At 62.6% G+C, this 23,399-nt stretch carries 11 protein-coding genes; 1 reads left to right on the top strand and 10 read right to left on the bottom strand.

The features are described 5' to 3' along the window. Positions 1-192: 192 nt before the first annotated feature. From glgB to EC919_RS14815, 4 genes are all read right to left on the bottom strand, one after another. Positions 193-2,442 carry a 1,4-alpha-glucan branching protein GlgB gene (glgB, locus tag EC919_RS14830; protein WP_133775121.1) on the bottom strand — a complete coding sequence of 750 codons (2,250 nt, stop codon included), beginning with the start codon at positions 2,440-2,442 and terminating at the stop codon, positions 193-195. Then, positions 2,439-5,765 carry a maltose alpha-D-glucosyltransferase gene (gene treS / locus EC919_RS14825; RefSeq protein WP_133775119.1) on the bottom strand — a complete coding sequence of 1,109 codons (3,327 nt, stop codon included), beginning with the start codon at positions 5,763-5,765 and terminating at the stop codon, positions 2,439-2,441. The genes glgB and treS overlap by 4 nt, the downstream gene beginning before the upstream one ends. Before the next feature lie 16 nt (positions 5,766-5,781). Next, positions 5,782-7,818 (bottom strand): alpha-1,4-glucan--maltose-1-phosphate maltosyltransferase, encoded by a 2,037-nt coding sequence (locus tag EC919_RS14820; RefSeq protein WP_133775117.1) that lies wholly within the window; start codon positions 7,816-7,818, stop codon positions 5,782-5,784. 786 nt (positions 7,819-8,604) lie between these two features. Continuing rightward, entirely contained in the window at positions 8,605-9,150 is a 546-nt protein-coding gene (locus tag EC919_RS14815) for an MgtC/SapB family protein (protein ID WP_133775115.1), read from the bottom strand. 238 nt (positions 9,151-9,388) lie between these two features. Between EC919_RS14815 and mapR the strand changes: the two genes are divergently transcribed. Beyond that, positions 9,389-10,828: a GntR family transcriptional regulator MpaR gene (gene mapR / locus EC919_RS14810; RefSeq protein WP_133775113.1), complete on the top strand. Its 1,440-nt coding sequence runs from the start codon at positions 9,389-9,391 to the stop codon at positions 10,826-10,828. Between the two features lie 266 nt (positions 10,829-11,094). Here the strand turns inward: mapR and EC919_RS14805 are convergent, their stop codons facing one another. The 6 genes from EC919_RS14805 to EC919_RS14780 all read right to left on the bottom strand — a co-directional run bounded on the left by EC919_RS14805 (position 11,095) and on the right by EC919_RS14780 (position 23,246). Next, complete coding sequence (locus EC919_RS14805; protein WP_133775111.1) at positions 11,095-11,841, bottom strand: SDR family oxidoreductase; 747 nt, start codon at positions 11,839-11,841, stop codon at positions 11,095-11,097. Positions 11,842-11,889: 48 nt separating this feature from the next. Further along, on the bottom strand, positions 11,890-13,980 hold the full coding sequence (locus EC919_RS14800; RefSeq protein ID WP_133775109.1) for a putative bifunctional diguanylate cyclase/phosphodiesterase: 2,091 nt from the start codon (positions 13,978-13,980) through the stop codon (positions 11,890-11,892). A 126-nt stretch (positions 13,981-14,106) separates the two neighbouring features. Beyond that, complete coding sequence (locus tag EC919_RS14795) at positions 14,107-15,585, bottom strand: efflux transporter outer membrane subunit (protein ID WP_133775412.1); 1,479 nt, start codon at positions 15,583-15,585, stop codon at positions 14,107-14,109. A gap of 8 nt (positions 15,586-15,593) precedes the next feature. Next, positions 15,594-18,701 carry an efflux RND transporter permease subunit gene (locus EC919_RS14790; protein ID WP_133775107.1) on the bottom strand — a complete coding sequence of 1,036 codons (3,108 nt, stop codon included), beginning with the start codon at positions 18,699-18,701 and terminating at the stop codon, positions 15,594-15,596. A gap of 112 nt (positions 18,702-18,813) precedes the next feature. Then, the gene (locus EC919_RS14785) at positions 18,814-21,909 is read right to left on the bottom strand and encodes an MdtB/MuxB family multidrug efflux RND transporter permease subunit (RefSeq protein WP_133775105.1); all 3,096 of its coding nucleotides are present in this window, start codon (positions 21,907-21,909) and stop codon (positions 18,814-18,816) included. Next, entirely contained in the window at positions 21,906-23,246 is a 1,341-nt protein-coding gene (locus tag EC919_RS14780; protein WP_133775411.1) for an MdtA/MuxA family multidrug efflux RND transporter periplasmic adaptor subunit, read from the bottom strand. The genes EC919_RS14785 and EC919_RS14780 overlap by 4 nt, the downstream gene beginning before the upstream one ends. Positions 23,247-23,399: the final 153 nt, after the last annotated feature.

Raw genomic sequence — 23,399 nt, 5'->3', positions numbered from 1 at the left:
AAGGTGTCAGGTTCAGTGGCGAGGGATGACATTCGTCCGGGAAGCGTCCCACAGCGCTTGTAGGAAGGCCTGAAATGAATGTGGGAGCGAGTCTGCCAGCGAATGCCCCTATCCGCTGACAGAGCCGGCGGATAAAGACGATTCGCGAGCAAGCTCGCTCCCACAAGGTTCACAACAGTCTGGCGGGGGGAATCACCCCTCCTGTTGCAATTGCTCCACCGTCGGCTTGAGGATCACCACGCCCAACGGCGGCAGGTTCAAGGACAGCGAGAACGCCTGGCCATGACTCTTGAGGTCGTCAGTGCGCACACCGCCGCCATTACCAAAGTTGGAACCGGCGTAGATATCGGCGTCGCTGTTGAACAGCTCGGCCCACTTGCCACTGAACGGCACGCCGACACGATAGGCTTCACGGGGCACTGGCGTGAGGTTGGCGACCACCAGCAACGGCTCGCCCTCTTTGCTCCAGCGCAGGTACGCATAAACGCTGTTGCCGGCGTCGTCGCCGATGACCCACTGGAAACCCTGTGGCTGGCAGTCCTGCTCGTGCAGCGCCTTTTCCGTGCGATACAGCCGGTTGAGATCGCTGACCAGCGTGTGCACGCCCTTGTGGTCGGCGTACTGGAGGAAATGCCAGTCCAGTTCGGTGTCGTGGTTCCATTCGCGCCACTGGCCGAACTCGCAGCCCATGAACAGCAGCTTCTTGCCCGGGTGCGTCCACATGAACGACAAGTACGCGCGCAGGTTGGCAAATTTCTGCCAGCGGTCGCCGGGCATCTTGTCGATCAAAGAATGTTTGCCGTGCACCACTTCATCGTGGGAAATCGGCAGCACGAATCGTTCGGACCACGCGTAGACCAAACCAAAACTCAGCTGAGAATGGTGGTGCTGGCGATGGACCGGGTCCTGCTCAATGTACTTGAGCGTGTCGTGCATCCAGCCCATGTTCCATTTGTAGGAGAAGCCCAGACCGCCCTGTTGGGTCGGCTGGGAAACGCCCGGCCACGAGGTCGATTCCTCGGCGATGACCAGCGCGCCCGGCGCTTCGATCGCCACCACGTCATTGAGGTGACGCAGGAAGTCGATGGCCTCCAGGTTTTCGCGGCCGCCGTAACGGTTCGGCACCCATTCGCCGGCGTTGCGGGAATAGTCGCGATACAACATGGAAGCCACCGCGTCCACGCGCAACGCATCGACGTGGAAGTGCTTCAGCCAATGCAACCCGGACGCGATCATGAAGCCATGAACTTCGGTGCGGCCCAGGTTGTAGATCAGCGTGTTCCAGTCTTGATGGAAACCTTCATGGGGGTTGGCGTATTCGTACAGTGCAGTCCCGTCGAACTGGGCCAGACCGTGTGCATCGGTCGGGAAGTGCGCAGGCACCCAGTCAAGAATCACGCCGATGTCGTTGCGGTGGCAGGCATCGACAAAAGCGGCGAAGTCCTCGGGTTTGCCGTAACGCGCACTCGGCGCGAACTGCGACAGTACCTGATACCCCCACGACCCGCCGAATGGGTGTTCCATGATCGGCATCAGTTCGATGTGGGTGAAGCCCGTTTCCTTGATGTAAGGGATCAGATGATCGGCCAACTCGCGCCAGTTGTACGGACGGTCGGGCTCGTCATCGCCACCGTGATGCCACTTCCACGAGCCGGCGTGCAGTTCGTAGATCGACAGCGGCTGGTGGATGTCGTGCTTGTCGCCCCGGGACTGCATCCAGTCATTGTCCTGCCAGTCAAAGGCAAGCGGCGCAGCGACTTTGGACGCCGTAGCAGGCGGCAGTTGGGTCGCCAAGGCCATCGGGTCGGCTTTCAGCGGCAGCACACCGTGCTGACCGAGGATCTCGTACTTGTAAGCCTCGCCCGGGCCGATGCGCGGGATGAAGATTTCCCACACACCCGTCGGGTGACGCAGGCGCATCGGGTGACGACGGCCGTCCCAGCTGTTGAAGTCGCCGACGACCGAGACGCGGCGGGCGTTGGGTGCCCACACCGAGAAGCGCACGCCGTCGACGCCGTCGACGTTTTTCACCTGTGCGCCCAACGCGCTGCTCAGGTCGCGGTGGTTGCCCTCGGCGAACAGGTACAAGTCCATCTCGCCCAGCTGCTCGCCGAAGCTATACGGGTCTTCGGTGATTTGCTCACCCGTGGCCCAGGAGATTTTCAGCAGATAGGGTTCGCGCACCGCAAAGTGCCCGGCAAAGAACCCCGGCTTATCGGTCATGCTCAGCTCGCCGAGGTCACGCTCGCCGTCGCGGGAGAGCACGCGCACCGCCAGCGCATTGGGCAGATAGGCACGGATCACCTGGCCTTCAGCGCCATCGCTGTGGGGACCGAGCATCGAGAACGGGTCGCGGTGCTCCGCACGGATCAACGCGTCCAGATCGACAGCGCTGGGCAATATTGCGTGATTGCCGTTACCGAATGGGTCAGAGGCACTCATTTTGATTCTCCATCAGACAGGTCTAGAAGCCCGCGCAAGCCTTGAAGCGGAACCGACAACCATGTCGGCCGATTCTCGGCCTCGTAGGCCACTTCATAAGCGGCTTTTTCCAGGGTAAACAGCGCCAGCGCGGCCGCTTCACCTTTGGCATCTTTCCAGTCGTGACCCACTTCGACGGTGGCCTTGCGATAGCCGTCGAGGAAGGCTTCCCGCGCCTGCAGCAAATACGTCTCGGCCACTTGCTGGCGCGCCGTTTCGGCCTGCACCGAGGTGTCAGCACTTTGCGCGTTGCGCATGGCCATCGCCGCAGCGTAGTCGAATGAGCGCAGCACGCCGCTGACATCCTTGAACGGGCTGTATTTGGCGCGACGTTCCTGCAGCGGACGCGCCGGCTCGCCCTCGAAGTCGATCAGGTAGGCATCGCCCTTCACCACCAGCATCTGGCCAAGGTGCAAGTCGCCGTGCACGCGCATTCTCAGGCCGCCGACCGATTGCCTGGCCAGGGTTTTGACCTGGGCCAGCAGCGCCTTGCGTTTGCCCAGCAGTTCAGTGATGAGCTGCTGATCCTGGGCTTCCAGGGAGTCGCGATGCTGTTCAAGCAGCTGCAACGCGCGCTCGATCTGCGCCGAGACGCTCTTGGCCGAGGCCTCGCTGTCCTTAACGCTGGTCACTTCGGTCTTGAAGTCCGGGTTGTCCGTCGGCGCACCGAGGATCACGTGCATCTCGCCCAGACGCTGGCCGAGCAGGCCGGCAAAGTCTTTCAGTTCGATTAGCGCATTGGCTTGCTGCTCCAGCGCCGACTGACCGTGGGCCATGTGGTCCCGCACGGCGCGTTCGAGGTTGTTCTGGGTCCATTCCCACGCATCGCCCTGATTGCTCAGGTAACCCTGGGCGATCATCAGCAGGTTCTTCTCGCCCTGCCCGTCGACGCGCACCACCGAGCCAAGCAACGGCGAAATGTGCGGGTAGCCGGCTTCGGTCAGGTACGCGCCCATTTCCAGCTCGGGGTGAGTACCTGCCGCGACACGACGAATCATTTTCAGCACCAGCTTCTTGCCGACCACCACCGAGCTGTTGGACTGTTCCGCCGAGAGGTAACGCACCTCTGCATCTTCGTTCAGGCCCAGCGGCGCCAGTTGCGAGGTGCTCTGGAATTGCAGCTCGCCGTCCGGCGTCGCCAGCACGGTGTTGTCCTGCATGCCTTTGATGACGTTGCGAATGAACGGCTCGAGGGTAAACGCATCGGTAATCAAGCCGACCTGACGGCCGCGACGCACGCGGGACAGGGCGAGCTGTTGCGGCAAGGCGCTGCTGATGTCGTCTTCCGGCAACAGGCCAAACGGCAACTGGTAGCGCACCGTTTCGCCACCAGAGGTGACTTCGATTTCGCTCAGCAACGCCGGCCGCACCGTGGAGCCGAAGCGCACGGCGTAGGCAATGTGAATGCTGTCGATGGCCGTGCCCTTGCCGGCGAACCAGCGGCGTTTCGGCAAATAGACCGACAGCGACTGCTGCTCCATGGTCTGGCGCAGGGGTTCTTCGAGCAATTCTTCCAGGCGCTGCTTGAGCACCAGGGTCGGGAAGTCCGGCATGCTTTGGGCCGGTTCAACGTGCCAGCTGGGCATTTGATTCTCCGCGGCCAGCAAGAACCAGTAGAAGCCATACGGCGGCAACGTCAGCAGGTAATTGAGCTGGCCAATAGGTGGAAAGGCGCTGCCACCGAGCATCTCGACCGGAACGGTCCCGGCGTACGGCGCCAGTTCAAGCTCGGCGGCCTGGGAGGCAGCCGAGACGTTGGCGACGCAGAGGATGATTTCGGTCTTGCCGTCCGGGCCGGTGTACTCGCGGGTATAGGCCAGGATGCGGCGGTTGCTCGGCGAGAGCATTTTCAGGGTGCCGCGGCCAAAGGCTTTCTGCTGTCTGCGCACGGCGAGCATGCGCCGGGTCCAGTTCAGCAGCGAATGCGGGTCGTGATCCTGCGCTTCGACGTTGACCGATTGATACCCGTACAGCGGGTCCATGATCGGCGGCAGCACCAGGCTCGCCGGGTTGGCGCGGGAAAAGCCGCCGTTACGGTCGATCGACCACTGCATCGGCGTGCGCACACCGTCGCGGTCGCCGAGGTAGATGTTGTCGCCCATGCCGATTTCGTCGCCGTAATACAGGGTCGGCGTGCCGGGCATGGACAGCAGCATGCTGTTCAACAATTCAACGCGGCGGCGGTCACGCTCCAGCAGCGGCGCCAGGCGACGACGAATGCCGAGGTTGATCCGCGCGCGACGGTCCGAGGCGTAGTAATTCCACAGGTAATCGCGCTCGCGGTCGGTGACCATTTCCAGCGTCAGTTCATCGTGGTTGCGCAGGAAAATCGCCCACTGGCAGTTCTCCGGGATTTCCGGGGTCTGGCGCAGGATGTCGGTGATCGGGAAACGGTCTTCCTGGGCCACTGCCATGTACATGCGCGGCATCAGCGGAAAGTGGAACGCCATGTGGCATTCGTCGCCGTCCTTGCCCTTGCGATCGCCGAAGTACAACTGGGTGTCTTCCGGCCACTGGTTAGCTTCAGCCAGCAGCATGCGGTCGGGGTAGTTGGCGTCGATCTCGGCGCGAATCTGCTTAAGAACCTGATGGGTCTCTGGCAGGTTTTCGTTGTTCGTGCCGTCGCGCTCGATCAGGTAAGGAATCGCGTCCAGACGCAGGCCGTCGATGCCCATGTCCAGCCAATAGCGCATCACCTCGATCACCGCTTTCATGACCTGCGGATTGTCAAAGTTCAGGTCCGGCTGGTGGGAATAGAAACGGTGCCAGAAGTACTGCTCGGCCACCGGATCCCAGGTCCAGTTGGACTTCTCGGTGTCGAGAAAGATGATCCGGGTGCCGTCGTATTTCTGCGGGTCATCCGACCAGACGTAGAAATCCCGGGCCTTGGAGCCTTTCTTGGCATGCCGCGCGCGCTGGAACCACGCGTGCTGGTCCGAAGTGTGGTTGATGACCAGCTCGGTGATCACCCGCAAGCCGCGGTTGTGCGCCTCGGCAATGAACTTCTTGGCATCGGCCATGGTGCCGTAGTCGCTGTGCACGCCACGGTACTCGGAAATGTCATAACCATCGTCGCGGCGTGGCGACGGGTAGAACGGCAGCAACCAGATGGTGTTGACGCCCAGTTGGGCAATGTAATCAAGCTTGGCGATCAGGCCGGGAAAATCACCGATGCCATCGTCGTTGGAATCAAAAAACGACTTCACGTGGACCTGGTAAATCACCGCATCCTTGTACCAGAGCGGGTCTTCGATAAAGGCAGCGTTGCGGGGTTTCTTTGCCATGACCACATCCTTTGAATTATTGGTTTGTGGCTTTGATGCGCCAGATGCCGAAAGGCTGATAGGCCGGGTCCAGACGCATGAACTGGTACTTGCCGTACCAGGTCCATGAATGCCCGGTCATCAAATCTTCGCCCAGGGTGGCGGCGTCGTCCGACAGGCCCATTTCCCACAGCGGCAGTTCGAACGTCGCTTCCTGCGCGTTGCGCGGATCAAGGTTCACGGCAACCAGAATGAAGTTGCTGCCATCTGCCGTACGCTTGCCGAAGTACAGGATGTTGTCGTTGTACGCGGTGTAAATTTTCAGGCCCAGGTGGGTCTGCAGCGCCGGGTTCTGACGACGGATGCGGTTGAGCTGGGCGATCTCGGCAATGATGTTACCGGGCGCCGTGAAGTCGCGAGGACGGATCTCGTACTTCTCCGAATCCAGGTATTCCTCTTTGCCCGGCACTGGCGCCGCTTCGCACAGTTCGAAGCCCGAGTACATGCCCCACAAGCCCGAACCCATGGTCGCCAGCGCGGCGCGGATCAGGAAGCCCGGACGACCCGAGTCATGCAGGAACGGCGGGTTGATGTCCGGCGTGTTGACGAAGAAGTTCGGCCGGTAACATTCACGCCACGGCGACTCGTTGAGCTGGGTGAAATACTCGCTCAGCTCGGCCTTGGTGTTGCGCCAGGTGAAGTAGGTGTAGCTCTGGGAATAACCGACCTTGCCCAGACGCGCCATCATCGCCGGCTTAGTGAATGCCTCGGCCAGGAACATGACTTCCGGATGCTGGCTGCGCACATCCGCGATCATCCACTGCCAGAACGGCAGCGGCTTGGTGTGCGGGTTGTCGACGCGGAAGATCTTCACGCCCTCCTTCACCCAGCCGAGGATCACGTCACGCAGCTCGGTCCACAGGCTCGGAATGGCATCCGGCGCATAAAAATCGACGTTGACGATGTCCTGGTATTTCTTCGGTGGATTTTCCGCGTAACGGATGGTGCCGTCCGGACGCCACGAGAACCAGCCCGGGTGTTCCTTGAGCCACAGGTGGTCCTGGGAGCACTGGATGGCGAAGTCCAGCGCGATTTCCAGACCATGCTCAGCCGCAGCGGTAACCAGTTCACGGAAGTCTTCGCGGGTGCCGAGCTGAGGGTGAATGGCGTCATGGCCCCCTTCGGCGCTGCCGATGGCGTAGGGGCTGCCCACGTCATCCGGCCCAGCGGTGAGGGAATTGTTCGGGCCTTTGCGATGGGCGCGACCAATCGGGTGGATCGGCGGGAAGTACAGCACGTCGAAGCCCATGTCGCGGATCATCGGCAGGCGCGTGTGAACGTCCTTAAACGTGCCGTGGCGCTTTTTGTCGTCGGTGATCGAGCGTGGAAACAGCTCGTACCAGCTGGCGAACTGAGCGAGCTCACGCTCGACGTCCAGCGGGAACTCAAGGCTGCGGCTAAGGAACGCGTGATTGTCGGCCTTGGCCATGATGGCGGCGGTTTCGCTGTTCAGCAGCAATGCGACTTTGTCCTCGTTGTCCCCGGCCTCGCCGAAGCGCTTGATCAGGCTGTCGAGCTGGCCGCGCACTTCCAGTTTGCTGCGCTCGGCGGCGTGCACCAGGTGCAGGCGCCCTTCTTCCAGCTCCAGATCGATGGTCACACCGGCGGCGTATTTCTTTTCCAGCTCGTAGCGGTAGCTGCCGAACTGATCGATCCAGGCTTCAAGACGGTAGATGTAGCGGGTGAAGGTCGGCGGGGTGAACTCGCCGATCCAGCTGTCGTTGCCCAACTCGCGCATGGGCACGGACTGCCATTGGTCTTCATCAACGGCACGGTAGACAATGCGCACCGCCATCTTGTCGTGGCCGTCTGCGTAGATTTTGCTGGTGACCGTAACCGGCTGACCCACAATGGCCTTGGCGGCCAGCTGACCGTTATCGATCACCGGCAGGGTGTCCTCGATCACGATCCGCGGCAGCTGCAAGGCTTGGGTCAGGGGGATAGGGTGGATAGAGTGGAGAACATCGTTGGCCAGGGAATCCGGGCCGTACGGCTGATCAGCAGTATCATTCATCGAGCATCACTCCTCACGCCCAGGGACGCCCACCGTGGGGCGCCCATTGCTTCAGCGTCTTTGTCCATAACATAAGAGAGAGCCACGGGATCAACGCATCCGGACGTGGCAGCATAGGTTCCGAACGCCAGCCTCAGGCAAAAGTTCAAACAGCTTGCATGACGTTTGATCAAGTCACCGCGCGGATAATGGCAGGCCATGGCCTGCGGCGTAACGCGGTGTCCAGGCGGATTGAGTGAATCATTGTCACGGCGCTGCGGTCGAAACAGTCGCGTGATGGCGAGTGTGATGCAACGTCACCTGACACGCCCCTCTCGACGAACCCAAGGAAGCGAAAACCATGAGCATTCCCGTTCCCGCAGAAACGCCCGATCCGAACATAGACGATCCCGAATTGCCGGTGCCCAGGCCCGAGGAGCCACCTTCCCCGCTCATGCCGCCTGTGATCGAGCCGCCAGTGGGGGATCCGCCGAGCAGTGAGCCGCCAGCGATACTGGATGATAAGTTTCCAGAGTGATTGATCCACTCTTCCCGGCTGAAGCCGGTCCCACTGACCCGACGCGTATTGTAGGACCGGCTTCAGCCGGGAAGCTTTTGGACGGCATGCCGCGAGGTTGAGGGTGAGCTTATAGGCCTCTTCCCGGCTAAATCCGGTCCTACAATTTAACCGTATGCGTCCAGCGAGAGCGGGACCAATCCCAATGACGCAACGCGGTTTTGTGGGACCGGCTTCAGCCGGGAAGGCGTCAGCAGCGGCACCCTCAATACCCCTGAATAACCGCCGGTTTACGGCTCCTGCGCATCGCCACCCGTGCTGCGGGCCGGGTCCTTGGCACGTTCTTCCGCCGATTCAAAGCGCCTCACAATCCGCGGCATCAGACTGAAAATGCCCAGCGCCAGCAAGGTACTCAGCACCGCCGTCATCTCCCTGCCCATCCCCGCAGCGATACCAATGGCCGCCGTCATCCACAAACCCGCGGCCGTGGTCAGGCCTTTCACCTGAGTGGCATTGAGCGCGTCACCCTTGAGGATGGTCCCGGCGCCGAGAAAGCCGATCCCCGCCACAATGCCCTGCACCACCCGACTCAATGCAGCGTCGTCGGCACCGGCCATGCGCGGTACCAGCACAAACAGCGCAGCGCCCATGCACACCAGCATGTGCGTTCGAACCCCGGCCGCTTTGCCCTTGTGTTCCCGCTCGAACCCCAGAATGCCGCCCAGCAGCGCCGCGATGACCAGGCGTATGGTCACGCGGGTGATCTGCCCGGCATCCGTGATATCGGAGAACTCGGCCTGCAGTGTGTCCACGACTTCTTCCCACCAGGCATTCATCAGTGCATTCCCCTCAATGTGCGTCAGTGCGGTATGGACCGCACCGGGGGCCGAGAGTGCGAGAGACCCGCATCGACAATCAGCGGCTGATCCGGTTGTTCGCTGCCAATCTGCATCTGTACTAATCCCCAGGCTGCGGGCATATTCCGACCCTGCAGCCGGACCCTTCTGCCTTTCTTACCGCCGGCCGGCACCCCATGGCTGCTGTACCCCGCAAGCCATTCACCGCGAGTCCACCATGAAGCGTTATGAAAAGTTTGCCGATGACATTGCCGAACTGATTCGCACCGGGGTGCTGGCTGCGGGCCAGCGTGTGCCGTCCGTGCGCTATGCCAGCCAGACCCACGGCATCAGCCCCTCCACCGTATTCCAGGCGTACTACTTGCTGGAACGTCGAGGCCTGATCCGCGCGCGCCCGCGTTCCGGCTACTTCGTCAACGACAGCATCCGCCTGCAAGGCCTGAGTGACGACGGAACAGCCCGGGATGCGGGTCCCGCCCCCCAACTGAGCGAATCCACCGAAGTCGACGTCAGCGACCTGGTGTTCTCGGTGCTGGAATCGATCAAGGACCCGAACATCGTGTCATTCGGCTCCGCGTTCCCCAGCGCCGGGCTGTTCCCCTTGCAGCGCCTGGCCCGCTCCCTCGCCAGTGCCACCCGCGACATGGACCCGCGTATGGTGGTCAGCGACCTGTCGCCTGGCAATCCGGCCCTGCGCCGGCAAATTGCGCTGCGCTACATGGTCGCCGGGCAGATGTTGCCCATGGACGAACTGCTGATCACCAACGGTGCCCTTGAAGCCTTGAATCTGTGCCTGCAAGCGGTGACCGAGCCCGGCGATCTGGTGGCCATTGAGGCGCCGGCGTTTTACGCCTGCCTGCAGGTGCTTGAACGGCTCAAGCTCAAGGCGGTGGAAATCCCGGTGCACCCGCAACAGGGCATTGACCTGGCGGTGCTTGAACAGGCGCTTGAGCGATACCCGATCAAGGCCTGCTGGAGCATGACCAGTTTCCAGAACCCCACCGGCGCAACGGTGCCTGAGGCGCGCAAACGGGAACTGGTGGAGTTGCTGCGCAAGCATGAGGTGCCGCTGATCGAGGATGACGTGTACGCCGAGCTGTATTACGGCCAGCACGCGCCGAAACCGGCGAAGGCGTTCGACACCGAGGGCCTGGTCCTGCACTGCGGCTCGTTCGCCAAAAGCCTCGCGCCGGGTTATCGGGTGGGCTGGGTCGCTGCCGGGCGCTATGCGCAGAAGGTTGAGCGGCTGAAAATCATGACCTCGCTGTGCGCCTCGATGCCCGCCCAGGCCGCCATCGCCGATTACCTGCAACACGGCGGTTATGACCGACACCTGCGCAAGCTGCGCCACAGCCTGGAAGATCAGCAGCGCGCCATGCTCGGCGCCATCGCTCGGTATTTCCCCGCGCAGACCCGCGTCAGCCAGCCTACCGGCGGGTACTTTCTCTGGGTTGAACTGCCGGAACAGATCGACTCGCTGAAAGTGTTCCATGCGGCCCTCGCCCAGGGCATCAGCATCGCGCCCGGGCCGATGTTCTCACCGACGCGACGCTTCAAGCCCTTCATCCGCCTGAACTACGGCAGCCCCTGGGGTGAAACGTCTGAACGGGCGATGGAGACGCTGGGGAAGATCATTCGGTCGATGATGGCTGGTTAGGACATCGACATAAGGATCGCGACAGGATCAGGGCAGGAACGTGGTGGCGCCGCGGTGATGGTTTTTGATTCTGGCCGAAGGCCGTAGGAGCGCGCTTGCCCGCGAAGGCGTCAGTACGGACCCGAGAAAAGTGGCGGATGTACCTGCTCTTTCGCGGGCAAGCGCGCTCCTACAGGGGATTGCGTTTCAGCAGGGAGGTCGCGTGCAGTCAGCAAGGTCCCGCGACAATCGCAAGACCTCCCCACCTCGCAGCATCAGCGGTATCGCTATCGCCCGCCGCCCAGATCAATGAACGAACCCGTCGAATACGACGCCTTGTCGGACAGCAGCCAAAGAATCGCTTCCGCCACCTCATCGGCCAGTCCGCCACGGCCCATGGGAATGGTCGGTTCCAGCTTGCTGACGCGATGGGGGTCGCCGCTCAGGGCGTGGAATTCGGTGAAGATGTAACCGGGGCGCACGGCGTTGACCCGCACGCCCTCACCCGCCACTTCCTTGGCCAGTCCGACCGTGAAGGTGTCCAGTGCGCCCTTGGACGCCGCATAGTCGACGTACTCGCCGGGTGATCCGAGCCGGGCGGCGACCGACGACACATTGACGATGCTGCCGCCGCGCCCACCGTGGCGGGGCAACATGCGCAGCAGTGCGTGCTTGCTGCACAGCATCGGCCCGACGACGTTACTCATCATGATTTTCAGCAGCCGAAACTCGGACATCGTGTCCAGCCGCGAGGCCTCGCCCACCGTGCCGGCGTTGTTGACCAGCGCGGTGATCCGTCCCATCTCGGCATCGATCCGGGCAAAAAGCCGAATGATTTCGTCTTCGTTGCTGACGTCAGCCTGCACCGCAATGGCATGCCCGCCCGTTTCGCGAATCTGCCCGCACAGCCGCTCCGCCGAAGCGTGATCGGAGAGATAGTTGATGCACACGCGATAACCCTGCGCTGCGGCCAGAACCGCCGTGGCGGCCCCGATACCCCGGGAGCCGCCGGTGATGAGGAGATTTTTATCCATAAATGTTCCCGGTCGATCAATGCGTGAAGGTGGAGTGGGCATACCTGTTCAATCCGTGATCTCGCTGACACGACGCCGCGCGGCTTCGATGTCAGCCATGAACCGCTCGGCCGGCAGCGGATAACCCAGCAGGTAACCCTGCAACGAGTCGCAGCCCAGTCGTGTCAGGAAACTTCGCTGGCTGGCGGTCTCGACACCTTCGGCGACAATGCGCAGGTTCAGCGCCTGGCCCAGCGCCACGATGGCCGAGACAATGGCCGCGTCGTCGCTGTCGTGCTCCAGGTCGCGGACAAAACCGCGGTCGATCTTCAATTCGTTGGCTGGGAGACGCTTGAGGTACATGAGGCTGGAGTAGCCGGTACCGAAGTCATCGATGGACAGGTCGACGTGCATGTCCGAGAGCTTCTGCAGCACGGTCATGCTCGCGTCGGCGTCGCTCATGGCAGTGGTTTCGGTGATTTCCAGGGTCAGGCAGTTGGCCGGCAAACCGTGGGTCGCCAGCGCGTGCGCGACCGTCTCGACCAGCCCGACATGGCTGAACTGCAACGCCGAGAGGTTCACCGCGATGCGCCAGTCGGTAAAGCCGCTGTCGTACCAGCGCTTCATCTGCCGGCAGGCCTCGTTCAGCACCCACTCCCCGATGGGGATGATCAGGCCGGTTTTTTCCGCCAGGGCAATGAACTTGTCCGGCATCAGCAGCCCGTGCTGCGGGTGATTCCAGCGCACCAGCGCTTCGGCGCCGACCGGCAGATGGGTGCCCGCGGAGAATTTCGGCTGGTAATGCAGGCAGAACTGCCCTTCCCGCAGCGCAAGGCGCAGGTCCTGCAGCAGTTGCAACTGATTGCGCGCATTGGTGTTCATCGAGGCATCGAAGAAGCTGTAGCCGTTCTTGCCGGCGTTCTTGGCGTGGTACATCGCGGCGTCGGCGTTCATCAGCAATTCCTGCTGGGTGCGGCCGTTGCCGGGGTACAGGCTGATGCCAATGCTCACCGTCACCTGCAGATCATGTTCCTGCACGCTGAACGGCTGGCTCACCAGCGACACCTGGCGCGAGGCGACGCTGACCGCCTCTTCGGCGTCCTCCAGCTCGACCAGGAGGACGAACTCATCACCGCCGATGCGCGCCAGGGTGTCATGGCGATGGAAGTTCTCTCGCATACGCACGGCGACTGCACGCAGGAGCTGGTCACCGACGTGGTGGCCGAACGCGTCGTTGACCGGTTTGAAACCGTCCAGATCCAGAAACATCAGGGCGAACGCGCCACCCTGGGCGTCGGCCTTGCGCATGGCCTGATCGATGCGATCCGCCAGCAGAATGCGGTTCGGCAGCCCTGTGAGGTTGTCGTGCAGGGCCAGTTGGGTCAGCTCGCGATTGGCCTCCTTCAGCGACAGCGACAACTGAGCGGTGCGCGCCTCCAGGCGAGCGTCGAGCACGGAGGTCAGCAGTGTGATGCCTAGCACCGCCATGCTGGTGACCAGCACCAGCTTGTCCAGACCGTTGGTGTGCAGGCCGTTGAGCGTGGCGCCGCAAAAGCTGCCATCAGCGAAGTTTGCCGCGCTCATGCCGGTGAAATGCATGCCGAGAATGGCGAACCCCATGATCACCGCCGCACCCGCGCGGGCCAGCCGAACGTAAGGCGTCTGCCGGCGCAACCGCACCGCAATGGCCAGCGCTACGGCCGACGCACTGACGGCGATCAACAGCGAGAGGCCAAACAGTGCGGGGTCGTAATCGATCCCGGGCTGCATGCGCATTGCCGCCATGCCGGTGTAGTGCATGGCGCTGGTGCCGAGGCCCATGACCACGGCACCCAACAGCAGGTGCAGCAGCGGCACGCGCTCGTGACTGACCAGCCACAGGGCGAAGCCCGAGGAAAAGATGGCGATGACCAGCGAGAGCGCCGTCAGCGGGATGTCGTACGCCAACTGGATCGGCAGGTTGAACGCCAACATGCCGATAAAGTGCATGGACCAGATGCCCACGCCCATGGACAACGCGCCACCGCCCATCCACAGGCCACGGGCACGCCCGCTGGCCGAAGCAATGCGCCCGGCCAGATCAAGGGTTGTATAGGACGCGAGTATCGCGACCAGGAACGAAATCAAAACCAGCGAATAGGTGTAATGGCCGATCAACATGGGCTGGCTCTAAGCTCAACGGATTACGGCCTTTCAGCCCTGATCAATTCGGCGGCGATTGTACCGAAATTCCCGCGAAAGTCCCGTCACTCCGTCGCAAAGATGGCACATCGCTAGCCAGGAGAATCAACGGTCGGTGACTTCGGCGCCCGCTGTCAGTCCGGTGGCGGCGTCCCAACCGCCGCCCAACGCGGCAATCAACTGGGCGCTGGCGACCAATCGGCTCTCCAGCACGTTCAGCACGCTGCGTTCGTTGCTCAATGCCGTGGTCTGCACGTTGACCACGTCCAGGTAGCCGATCAGACCGGCTTTGTACTGGTTGTTGGTGAGGCGCAGGGAATCACGGGCCGATTGCAGCGCTTCGTCGCGCACCCCGGCCTCCTGCTCATACACGCGCAACTGGGCCATGTAGTCCTCGACTTCCTTGAAGCCGTCGAGGACGGTCTGGCGGTACTGCGCAACGGTCTGGTCGTACACCGCTTCGGTGCGGTCCACTTCGGCCGAGCGCTGGCCGCCATCGAACAGGGTCATCGCCAGTTGCGGGCCGACCGACCAGAAGCGATTGGGCAGCGAAATCCAGTTGCTGACGGTGCTGCTGCTGTAACCGCCGCTCATGCTCAGGGTCAGGTCCGGGTAATAGGCGGCCTTGGCCACGCCGATATTGGCGTTGGCGGTCATCACCGATCGCTCGGCGGCGGCGATGTCCGGGCGGCGCTCAAGCAATTGCGAGGGCAGCTGCGCCGGGATCTGCGGTACCGCCGGAATCGAGGTGGTCGCCGCGAGGCTGAAATCCGCCGGCGCCTGGCCCATCAGCACGGCAATCGCGTTTTCGAACTGGGCGCGCTGCCATTGCAGGTCGATCAGGTCAGCCTGAGTGCTTTTGAGTTGCGTCTGCGCCTGGGCAGTGGCATCGCGACCGGAAATCCCGGCGCGGTACTGGTTCCGGGTCATGGTCAGCGAGCGCTGATAGGCATCGACGGTCGCCTCGAGCAGGCGCTTCTGCTCGTCGATCACCCGCAGTTGCAGGTAGTTCTGTACCAGCTGCGATTGCAGGCTCAGGCGCATCGACGCCAGATCGGCAAGGCTCGCCTGGGCGCTGGCCTTGTCGGCTTCCAGTCCGCGGCGCAACTTGCCCCACACATCGGCTTCCCAGCTGACGCCCAATTGCGCGTTGTAGGTGTCACGAATGCCGCTGCTGGAACTGCTCAGGCTCGAACTGCTGCTGCCGGTGCCCTGGCTCGAACGGTTCTTGCTGGTGGTCAGGTCCAGCGTCGGGAAGAACGCGCCCCGGGCACTGCGCACCAACGCGGCGGCCTGGCGGTACTGCGCCTCGTACTGCGCCACAGTCTGATTGGACGTGTTGAGCTTTTCCACCAGCGCGTTGAGCTGAGCATCGCCATAGATCTCCCACCACGCGCCGCGCGCCATCGCGTCACTCGGGTTGGCCTGGGTCCAGCCTTCGGCCTGCTTGAAGTGCGCCGGGGTCGGCATGTCCGGGGTCTTGTAATCCGGGCCGACGGCACAGGCACTGAGCAGCAGCGCACCCAAGGCCACGGCAAAGGTCCTGTGAAACGGCAACGTCCGCTGTGGGCCAGGCGCTTTCATCGAGTCGTTCATAGCGGAGTGTCCAGGGCAGCATCCGTCTGCACACCGCGCCATTGGTTGAAACGGTGGCGCAGACGGTCGAGATAAAGGTAAACCACGGGCGTGGTGTACAGCGTGAGGATCTGACTGAGGATCAGGCCGCCGATGATGGTCAGGCCCAGCGGCCGACGCATTTCCGCCCCTTCGGCGCTGCTCAGCAGCAAGGGCACGGCGCCGAGAATCGCCGCCAGCGTGGTCATCAGAATCGGCCGCAGCCGTTGCAGGCAGGCATTGCGAATGGATTCCACCGGGGTCATGCCGCCCTGACGCTCGAGCTGCAAGGCGAGGTCGATCATCAGGATCGCGTTCTTTTTCACCACGCCGATCAGCAGGAACAGCCCCAGCAACGAGATCAGGCTGAACTGCCCGCCCGTGAGGTAGATGCTCAACAGCGCGCCGACCCCCGCCGACGGCAGCGTCGAGAGGATGGTCAGCGGGTGAATGTAGCTTTCGTAGAGAATGCCCAGCACCAGGTACACCGCCACCAGCGCGCCGAGAATCATCCACGGCTGGCTCTTCTGGGTGGCGGCGAAGGCGTCGGAGGTCCCGGCCATCTTGGCGATCACGTCCTCGGGCAGGCCCACTGCCGCAACCGCTCGTTCGATGGCGGCGTTGGCCTGGTCGAGGGTGACGCCATCGGCCAGGTCGAAGGAGATGTTTTCCGAGGCGAACTGGCCGTCGTGGCTGACCCGGTCGTCTTCCAGGCTGCGCTCGTAACGGGCGATGGTCGACAGCGGCACCCGCGCGCCATCGGCAGTGATCACCTGGACCTGCTCCAGGGTGGTCGGGTCGAGGGCGTATTTCGGGTTGACCTCCATGACCACCTGATACTGGTTCAGCGGGTCATAGATGGTCGACACCTGCCGCTGACTGTAGGCGTTGTTCAGCACGGTGGTGACCATGTTCATGTCGATGCCCAGGCGCTTGGCCGCATCGCGGTCGACGATCAGCGTCACCTGTTGGGTGCCGCCGCCGTCGTTGGCGTCGATGGCGGTCAATTCCTTGAGCGACTTCAGTGCCGCGACGATCTTCGGGTACCACAGGCGCAGGGTTTCCAGGTCGCCGCTTTGCAGGATGTACTGGTATTGCGAGGTGGTCTGCTCGCGGCCGCCGCCCAGTTGCAGGTCCTGGTCGGGTTGCAGGAACAGGCGCCCGCCCGGCACCAGGGGCATTTCCTTGCGCAGCCGCTCGACCACCTCCATGGCGCCGATGTTGCGTTCCTTGATCGGTTTCAGGCGCACGATGATGAACGCGTTGCCGGTGCCGCCGTTGCCGCCAATGAAGCCGGCGACGCTTTCCACGGCCGGGTCCTTGAGAATCGCCGAGCGGAACGTGTCCATCTTCGGCTGCATCACCGAGAACGACAGACCGTCATCGCCGCGCATAAAACCCATCAACTGGCCCGTGTCCTGCTGCGGCAGGAAGGTCTTTGGCACCACAACATACAACGCGACGTTGCCGACGATGGTCAACAGCAGCGTCAGCAGGGTCAGGCGCCGATGACGCAGCACCCAGCGCAGGCTGCGGTCGTAGCCTGCGACCATGCGGTCGTTGACCCGCTGGCTCCAGCGCTGCAGGCGGTTTTCCGAGCCCGGCACGTGGGGCTTGAGCCACCGCGCGCAGAGCATCGGTGTCAGGGTCAGCGACACCACCAGGGAAACGACGATGGACACCGACAAGGTGATGGAAAACTCGCGGAACAGGCTCTCCACCAACCCGCCCATAAACAGGATCGAGACAAACACCGCCACCAGCGAGACGTTCATCGACAGCAGGGTGAAGCCAACTTCTTTGGCGCCGAGATAAGCCGCTTCCATGGGCGGCACGCCTTGGTCGATGTGCCGAGAGATGTTTTCCAGCACCACAATGGCATCGTCAACCACCAGGCCGGTGGCAAGAATCAGCGCCATCAGCGACAGGTTGTTCAGGGAGAAGCCGTACAGGTACATGATCGCGAAGGTGCCCACCAGCGACACCGGCACCGCCAGGGTCGGGATCAGCGAGGCGCGGGAATTCCCCAGAAACAGGAACACCACCAGAATCACCAGAACCACGGCAATCAGCAGCGTCATTTCGGCTTCGTGCAGCGTGGCCTTGATCACCGGCGAGCGGTCCATGGCCAGGTCGAGCTTGACGCTGGCCGGCAGCACGGCCTGCAACGCCGGCAACTGCGCCTTGATCGCCGCCACGGTTTCGATGATGTTGGCGCCGGCCTGACGGTTGATCACCAGCAGCACGGCGGCCTTGTCATTAAAGAAGCCGCTGTTGTAACGGTCCTCCACAGAATCCTTGACCTTGGCCACATCCTTGAGCCGCAGCGCCGCGCCGTTGGCGTAATGGATGATTAGCGATTCGTAATCCTTGGCCTTCTCCAGCTGGTCGTTGGCCTGCACCTGCCAGTTGTGCTCGCTGTTCTCCACCGAGCCTTTCGGCCGGCGCACGTTGGCATTGGAAATGGTGGTGCGGACTTCGTCCAGTGACACGCCGTACTGCGACAGCAGCTTGGGCTCCAGCTCCACGCGCACGGCAGGCAGCGAACTGCCGCCGATCTGCACCTCGCCGACGCCGTTCACCTGGGACAGGCTCTGGGACAGGATCGTCGAGGCCATGTCGTACAGCTCGCCCTTGGCCAGCACGTCGGAGGTCAGCGACAACACCATGATCGGCGCCTGTGACGGGTTGACCTTCTTGTAGGTCGGCATGCTGCGCATCCCGCTGGGCAGCAGGTTGCGCGCGGCATTGATAGCCGCCTGCACTTCCCGCGCAGCACCGTTGATGTCGCGGTCCATGTCGAACTGCAGAATGATCCGCGTCGAGCCCTGACTGGAGCGACTGCTCATGGTGTTGACCCCGGCGATCACTCCGAGAGAGCGCTCCAGCGGCGTCGCAACACTGGATGCCATGATTTCCGGGCTGGCGCCGGGCAACGAGGCGCTGACCACGATCACCGGAAAATCCATGTTCGGCAGCGGCGACACCGGCAGCAGACCGAAACTCATCCCGCCCAGTAGCATGATCGCCAGGCTCAGGAGCATGGTCGCCACGGGGCGTTTGATGAAGGGGCCGGAGAGGTTCATGGGTGGGAGCTCCAGGCGGCAAGCTTCAAGCTGCAAGTGAACGCACCAGCCCCGGCCTGCGCAGTGCTGCTTCTAGCTTGCAGCTTGAAGTTTGAGGCTTGCCGCTGGCCGGTCATAGCGCCGCCTCGGTCTTGGGCTGCCGCGCAAACCGACGCCCCAACCGATCAAAATACAGATAGATGACCGGCGTGGTGAACAGCGTCAGAACCTGGCTGACCAGCAAGCCGCCGACCATCACGAGACCCAGGGGCTGGCGCAGTTCGGCGCCGGAACCTGAGGCAAACATCAGCGGGATCGCGCCGAACAGTGCCGCCAGCGTAGTCATGAGGATGGGGCGGAAACGCAGCAGTGCCGCTTCGTAGATGGCGGTCTGCGGGTCGATGCCGCGGTTGCGTTCGGCGTCGAGGGCGAAGTCGATCATCATGATCGCGTTTTTCTTGACGATGCCGATCAGCAGGATGATGCCGATGATGGCGATCATGCCCAGATCATTGCCACTGATGAGCAGCGCCAACAGCGCACCAATGGCCGCCGACGGCAGGGTCGAGAGAATGGTGATCGGGTGGATGTAGCTCTCATAGAGCACGCCCAGCACGATGTACATGGTGATCACCGCCGCCAGCACCAGCAGCAGTGTGCTGGACAGCGACGCCTGGAAGGCCTCCGCCGCGCCCTGAAATTCCGTCTGCACGCCGATCGGCATGCCGATGTCTTTCTGCACCTGCTCGATGACTTCCACGGCCTTGCCCAGCGCGACGCCGGGCGCCAGGTTGAACGACATCATCACCGCCGGAAACTGGCCGATATGGGCAATCGCCAACTGCGCCTGACGCTGTTCGACCCGGGCCAGACTCGACAGTTTGACTTGCCCGCCGTCGGTGGTCTTGACGTGAATCTGCTCCAGCGCCTCGGGGCCCAGCTCACTGCGCGAGTCGGCCTGCAGCACCACGCGGTACTGACTGGCCTGGGTGTAGATGGTGGAAATCTGCCGCTGCCCGAAAGCGTCATACAGCGCGTCGGTGATGTTGGCGACGGTCACGCCCAGACGGCTGGCAGCATCGCGGTCGATATTGAGGAACACCTGCAAACCCTTGTCCTGCAGGTCGCTGGCGACATCGGTGAGTTCCGGTCGCTGAACCAGCGCCTCCACCAGCTTGCCGCTCCACAGATTGAGCAGCTCGGCGTCCGGCGAGGACATGCTGAACTGGTACTGGGTGCGACTGACCCGGTCTTCAATGGTCAGGTCCTGCACCGGCTGCATGAACAGGCGGATGTCCGACAGCTGATCGACCTCGGGCTGCAAGCGCTGGATCACTTCGGAGGCTGTGACATCCCGCTCGCCATGGGGCTTGAGGTTGATCAGCATGCGGCCGCTGTTGAGTGTCGCGTTGTCGCCGTCGACGCCAATGTACGACGACAGACTGGCGACCGCCGGGTCCTTGAGGATGATTTTCGCCAGCGCTTGCTGACGCTGGCCCATGGAGGCGAACGACACTGACTGTGGCGCTTCGGAAATCCCCTGAATCACGCCAGTGTCCTGCACCGGAAAGAAGCCCTTGGGCACGGCCAGATACAGCAGCACCGTAATCCCGAGGGTGGCGACGGCGACCAGCAGGGTCAGCGGCTGATGCTTGAGCACCCACTGCAACTTGCGCCCGTAGGCGGCCACCAGCCAGTCGATCCACGCGCCGCTGGCCCGGTAAAAACGACCCTGTTCTTCTTCTTTTGGCTCACGCTTGAGCAAACGCGCGCACATCATCGGCGTCAGGGTCAGGGACACGACGAGGGAGATCAGGATCGCCACGGCCAGGGTGATGGCGAACTCGCGGAACAGCCGCCCGACCACATCGGCCATGAACAGCAGCGGAATGAGCACGGCAATCAGCGAAATGGTCAGCGAGATCAGCGTGAAACCAATCTGCCGCGCGCCTTTCAAGGCCGCCTGCAACGGCGTCTCGCCCTCCTCCAGGTGCCGGGAAATGTTCTCCAGCATCACGATGGCATCGTCGACCACGAAACCGGTGGCAATGGTCATCGCCATCAAGGTCAGGTTGTTGACCGAAAAGCCGGCCAGGTACATCACGCCGAAGGTGCCGATCAGCGACAGCGGCACGGCCACCGAGGGAATGATCGTCGCGCTGAAGCGCCGCAGGAACAGGAAAGTGACGAGCACCACCAGCGCGATGGAAATCATCAGCTCGTGCTGCACGTCGCTGACCGAGGCACGAATGGTCTGCGTGCGGTCGGTGAGCACGGTGACGTCGAGCCCGGCGGGCAGGTTCTGGGTGATGCTGGGCAGCAGCGCCTTGATCCGGTCGACCACGTCGATGACGTTGGCGCCCGGCTGACGCTGGATGTTCAGCAGCACGGCCTGATTTTCATTGGCCCAGGCGGCGAGGCGATCGTTCTCGGCACCGTCGACGATTTCGGCGACGTCCTTAAGCCGCAGCGGGCCGCCGTTTTTGTACGCCAGGATCAGGTTGGCGTACTCCTCGGGGGATTTGAGCTGGTCATTGGCGTCGAGCATCGACACCCGCGTCGGGCCGTCGAAATTACCCTTGGGGGTGTTGACGTTGGAGGCGCTGACCAGCGTGCGCACGTCCGCCAGATTCAGGCCGTTGGCCGCCAGTGCTTCGGCGTTGACCTTGATCCGCACCGCCTGACGCTGGCCGCCGGCGATGGTGACCATGCCCACTCCGCTGATCTGCGCGATCTTCTGCGCCATGCGCGTGTCGACCAGATCATTGAGCTTGGGCAGCAGCATGGTTTTCGAGGTAATCGCCAGGGTCAGCACCGGCGTGTCGGCCGGGTTGACCTTGTTATACGTCGGTGGTGCCGGCAAGTCGTTCGGCAGCAGGTTGGTCGCGCCGTTGATCGCCGCCTGCACTTCCTGCTCGGCGACGTCCATGTTGATCTCGAGGCTGAAACGCAGGGTGATGACCGAGGCACCTCCCGAGCTGGTCGAAGCCATCTGGGTCAGGCCCGGCATCTGCCCGAACTGGCGTTCCAGGGGCGCGGTCACGGCACTGGTCATCACTTGGGGACTCGCGCCCGGGTACAGCGTCATCACCCGAATGGTCGGGTAATCCACTTGCGGCAATGCCGACACCGGCAGCAGCGTGTACGCGATCAGGCCCGACAGCACGATGGCAAGCATGCTCAGCGTGGTGGCGACCGGCCTGAGGATGAACAGGCGCGACAGGTTCATACGTTGCCTTTCTTCGCCGTTTCGGCATCTGCCGACTCACCGGGCTCCTTGGCTGGCTTGCCCTGCAACTGCTGCCCCGGTGTGGCCGGAACGTCCTTGCTGTCATTGACCACGTCCACGGCGCTGCCGTCCTTCAGGCGGTCGGTGCCTTCGAGCACCACACGGTCACCGTCCACGAGACCTTCGGTAATCACCGTGGAGTTCTCGTCGCTCGGCCCGGTTTTAAGCGGGCGGATGCGCACGGTCTTGTCGCCGTCCATCACGTACACGAAGGTGCCGTTGACGCCGAACTGCACCGCCGCCGACGGCACCAGCACCACGTTTTTCAGGGTGTTGGCGAGCAGGCGCGCGTTGACGAACTGATTGGGAAACAGCGCTTCGTTGTCGTTATCGAAACGCGCCTTGAATTTCAGCGTGCCGGTGGTGATGTCGATCTGGTTGTCGATGCTGGCAAGCACTCCGGTGGCCTGCAGCTTCAGGTCTGCGCGATCCCACGCCTCCACCGGCAGCTTGCCGCCACTGCGATAGCGGCTGAGCACCTCGGCGAGGTCCTTTTCCGGCAGCGTGAAGTTGACGGTGATCGGCTTGGTCTGGGTGATGACGACCAACGGGTTGGTGTCATTGGCGGCCACCAGGTTGCCGACGTCCAGCTGGCGCAGACCGATGCGGCCCGAGATCGGCGCACGGATCTGCGAGAACTCCAGGTTAAGCTTCGCATCGCCCACGGCCGCCTGATTGGTCTTGATCGTGCCCTGGTACTGGCCGACCAGGGATTCCGCGGTGTCCAGGGTTTGCTTGGCGATGCTGTCTTCTTTGTACAGGCCCCGATAACGCTGTACATCGAGTTGAGCATTCTTGAGCAACGCCTGATTCTGCATCAGCGTGCCTTCGGCCTGCTGCAGGGCAATCTGGTAGCTGCGCGGGTCGATCACCGCCAGCAGATCACCGGCCTTGACCTGTTGGCCTTCCTGGAAATTGATCTTCATCAATTCGCCCGCCACACGGCTGCGCACGTTGATCGTGTTCAGCGCCGTCACGGTGCCGAGGGCTTTGTAGTAGATGGGAAAGTCGCCGGTGGTCGCGGCTGCCACCCGCACCGGCACCGGAACGGTCGAGCCACCGAACCCGGGACGTTTCGCCACCGCCTTGCCGCCGCTGCGGCTGCGGCTGGCGCTAGTCTGGGCCTGATCGCCTTTCTGCGCCGTGGCATTCGGTTGCGACGCAGAACCCGGCCAGAAGCGCCAGCACAGGCCGGCGACGATCAACAGAACCAGCAGGCTTATCAGCCAGCGACGGGAATTACGGGGGCCAGACGATTGCATGAATAAATCAACCAGTGTGCGCGTGAGCGTCTTCGGGAGGCTGAACAATAAGCATAGATAACGGCTAGGCAAAGGGCCTTTACCGGCAATTTACCTCGTGCTTACTTTGGATAAGGTGCTGACGTATCAATAAAAAACGGCCTGAAAGAGTCAGGCCGCCTTAGTGTT

It is taken from the genome of Pseudomonas graminis, assembly GCF_004364335.1.
Lineage (GTDB): Bacteria > Pseudomonadota > Gammaproteobacteria > Pseudomonadales > Pseudomonadaceae > Aquipseudomonas > Aquipseudomonas graminis_D.
The sequence above is the reverse complement of the archived record's forward strand: the minus strand, read 5'-3'. Positions and strand labels throughout refer to the sequence as shown.

Bases quoted from the DNA above. Each gene is read 5' to 3' on its own strand.
- EC919_RS14785 (WP_133775105.1), bottom strand. From the start codon at position 21,909: ATGAACCTGTCGCGCCTGTTCATCCTCAGGCCGGTCGCCACCACGCTG.
- EC919_RS14790 (WP_133775107.1), bottom strand. From the start codon at position 18,701: ATGAACCTCTCCGGCCCCTTCATCAAACGCCCCGTGGCGACCATGCTC.
- mapR (WP_133775113.1), top strand. From the start codon at position 9,389: ATGAAGCGTTATGAAAAGTTTGCCGATGACATTGCCGAACTGATTCGC.
- EC919_RS14795 (WP_133775412.1), bottom strand. From the start codon at position 15,585: ATGAAAGCGCCTGGCCCACAGCGGACGTTGCCGTTTCACAGGACCTTT.
- EC919_RS14800 (WP_133775109.1), bottom strand. From the start codon at position 13,980: ATGTTGATCGGCCATTACACCTATTCGCTGGTTTTGATTTCGTTCCTG.
- treS (WP_133775119.1), bottom strand. From the start codon at position 5,765: ATGGCAAAGAAACCCCGCAACGCTGCCTTTATCGAAGACCCGCTCTGG.
- glgB (WP_133775121.1), bottom strand. From the start codon at position 2,442: ATGAGTGCCTCTGACCCATTCGGTAACGGCAATCACGCAATATTGCCC.
- EC919_RS14815 (WP_133775115.1), bottom strand. From the start codon at position 9,150: ATGAATGCCTGGTGGGAAGAAGTCGTGGACACACTGCAGGCCGAGTTC.
- EC919_RS14820 (WP_133775117.1), bottom strand. From the start codon at position 7,818: ATGAATGATACTGCTGATCAGCCGTACGGCCCGGATTCCCTGGCCAAC.
- EC919_RS14805 (WP_133775111.1), bottom strand. From the start codon at position 11,841: ATGGATAAAAATCTCCTCATCACCGGCGGCTCCCGGGGTATCGGGGCC.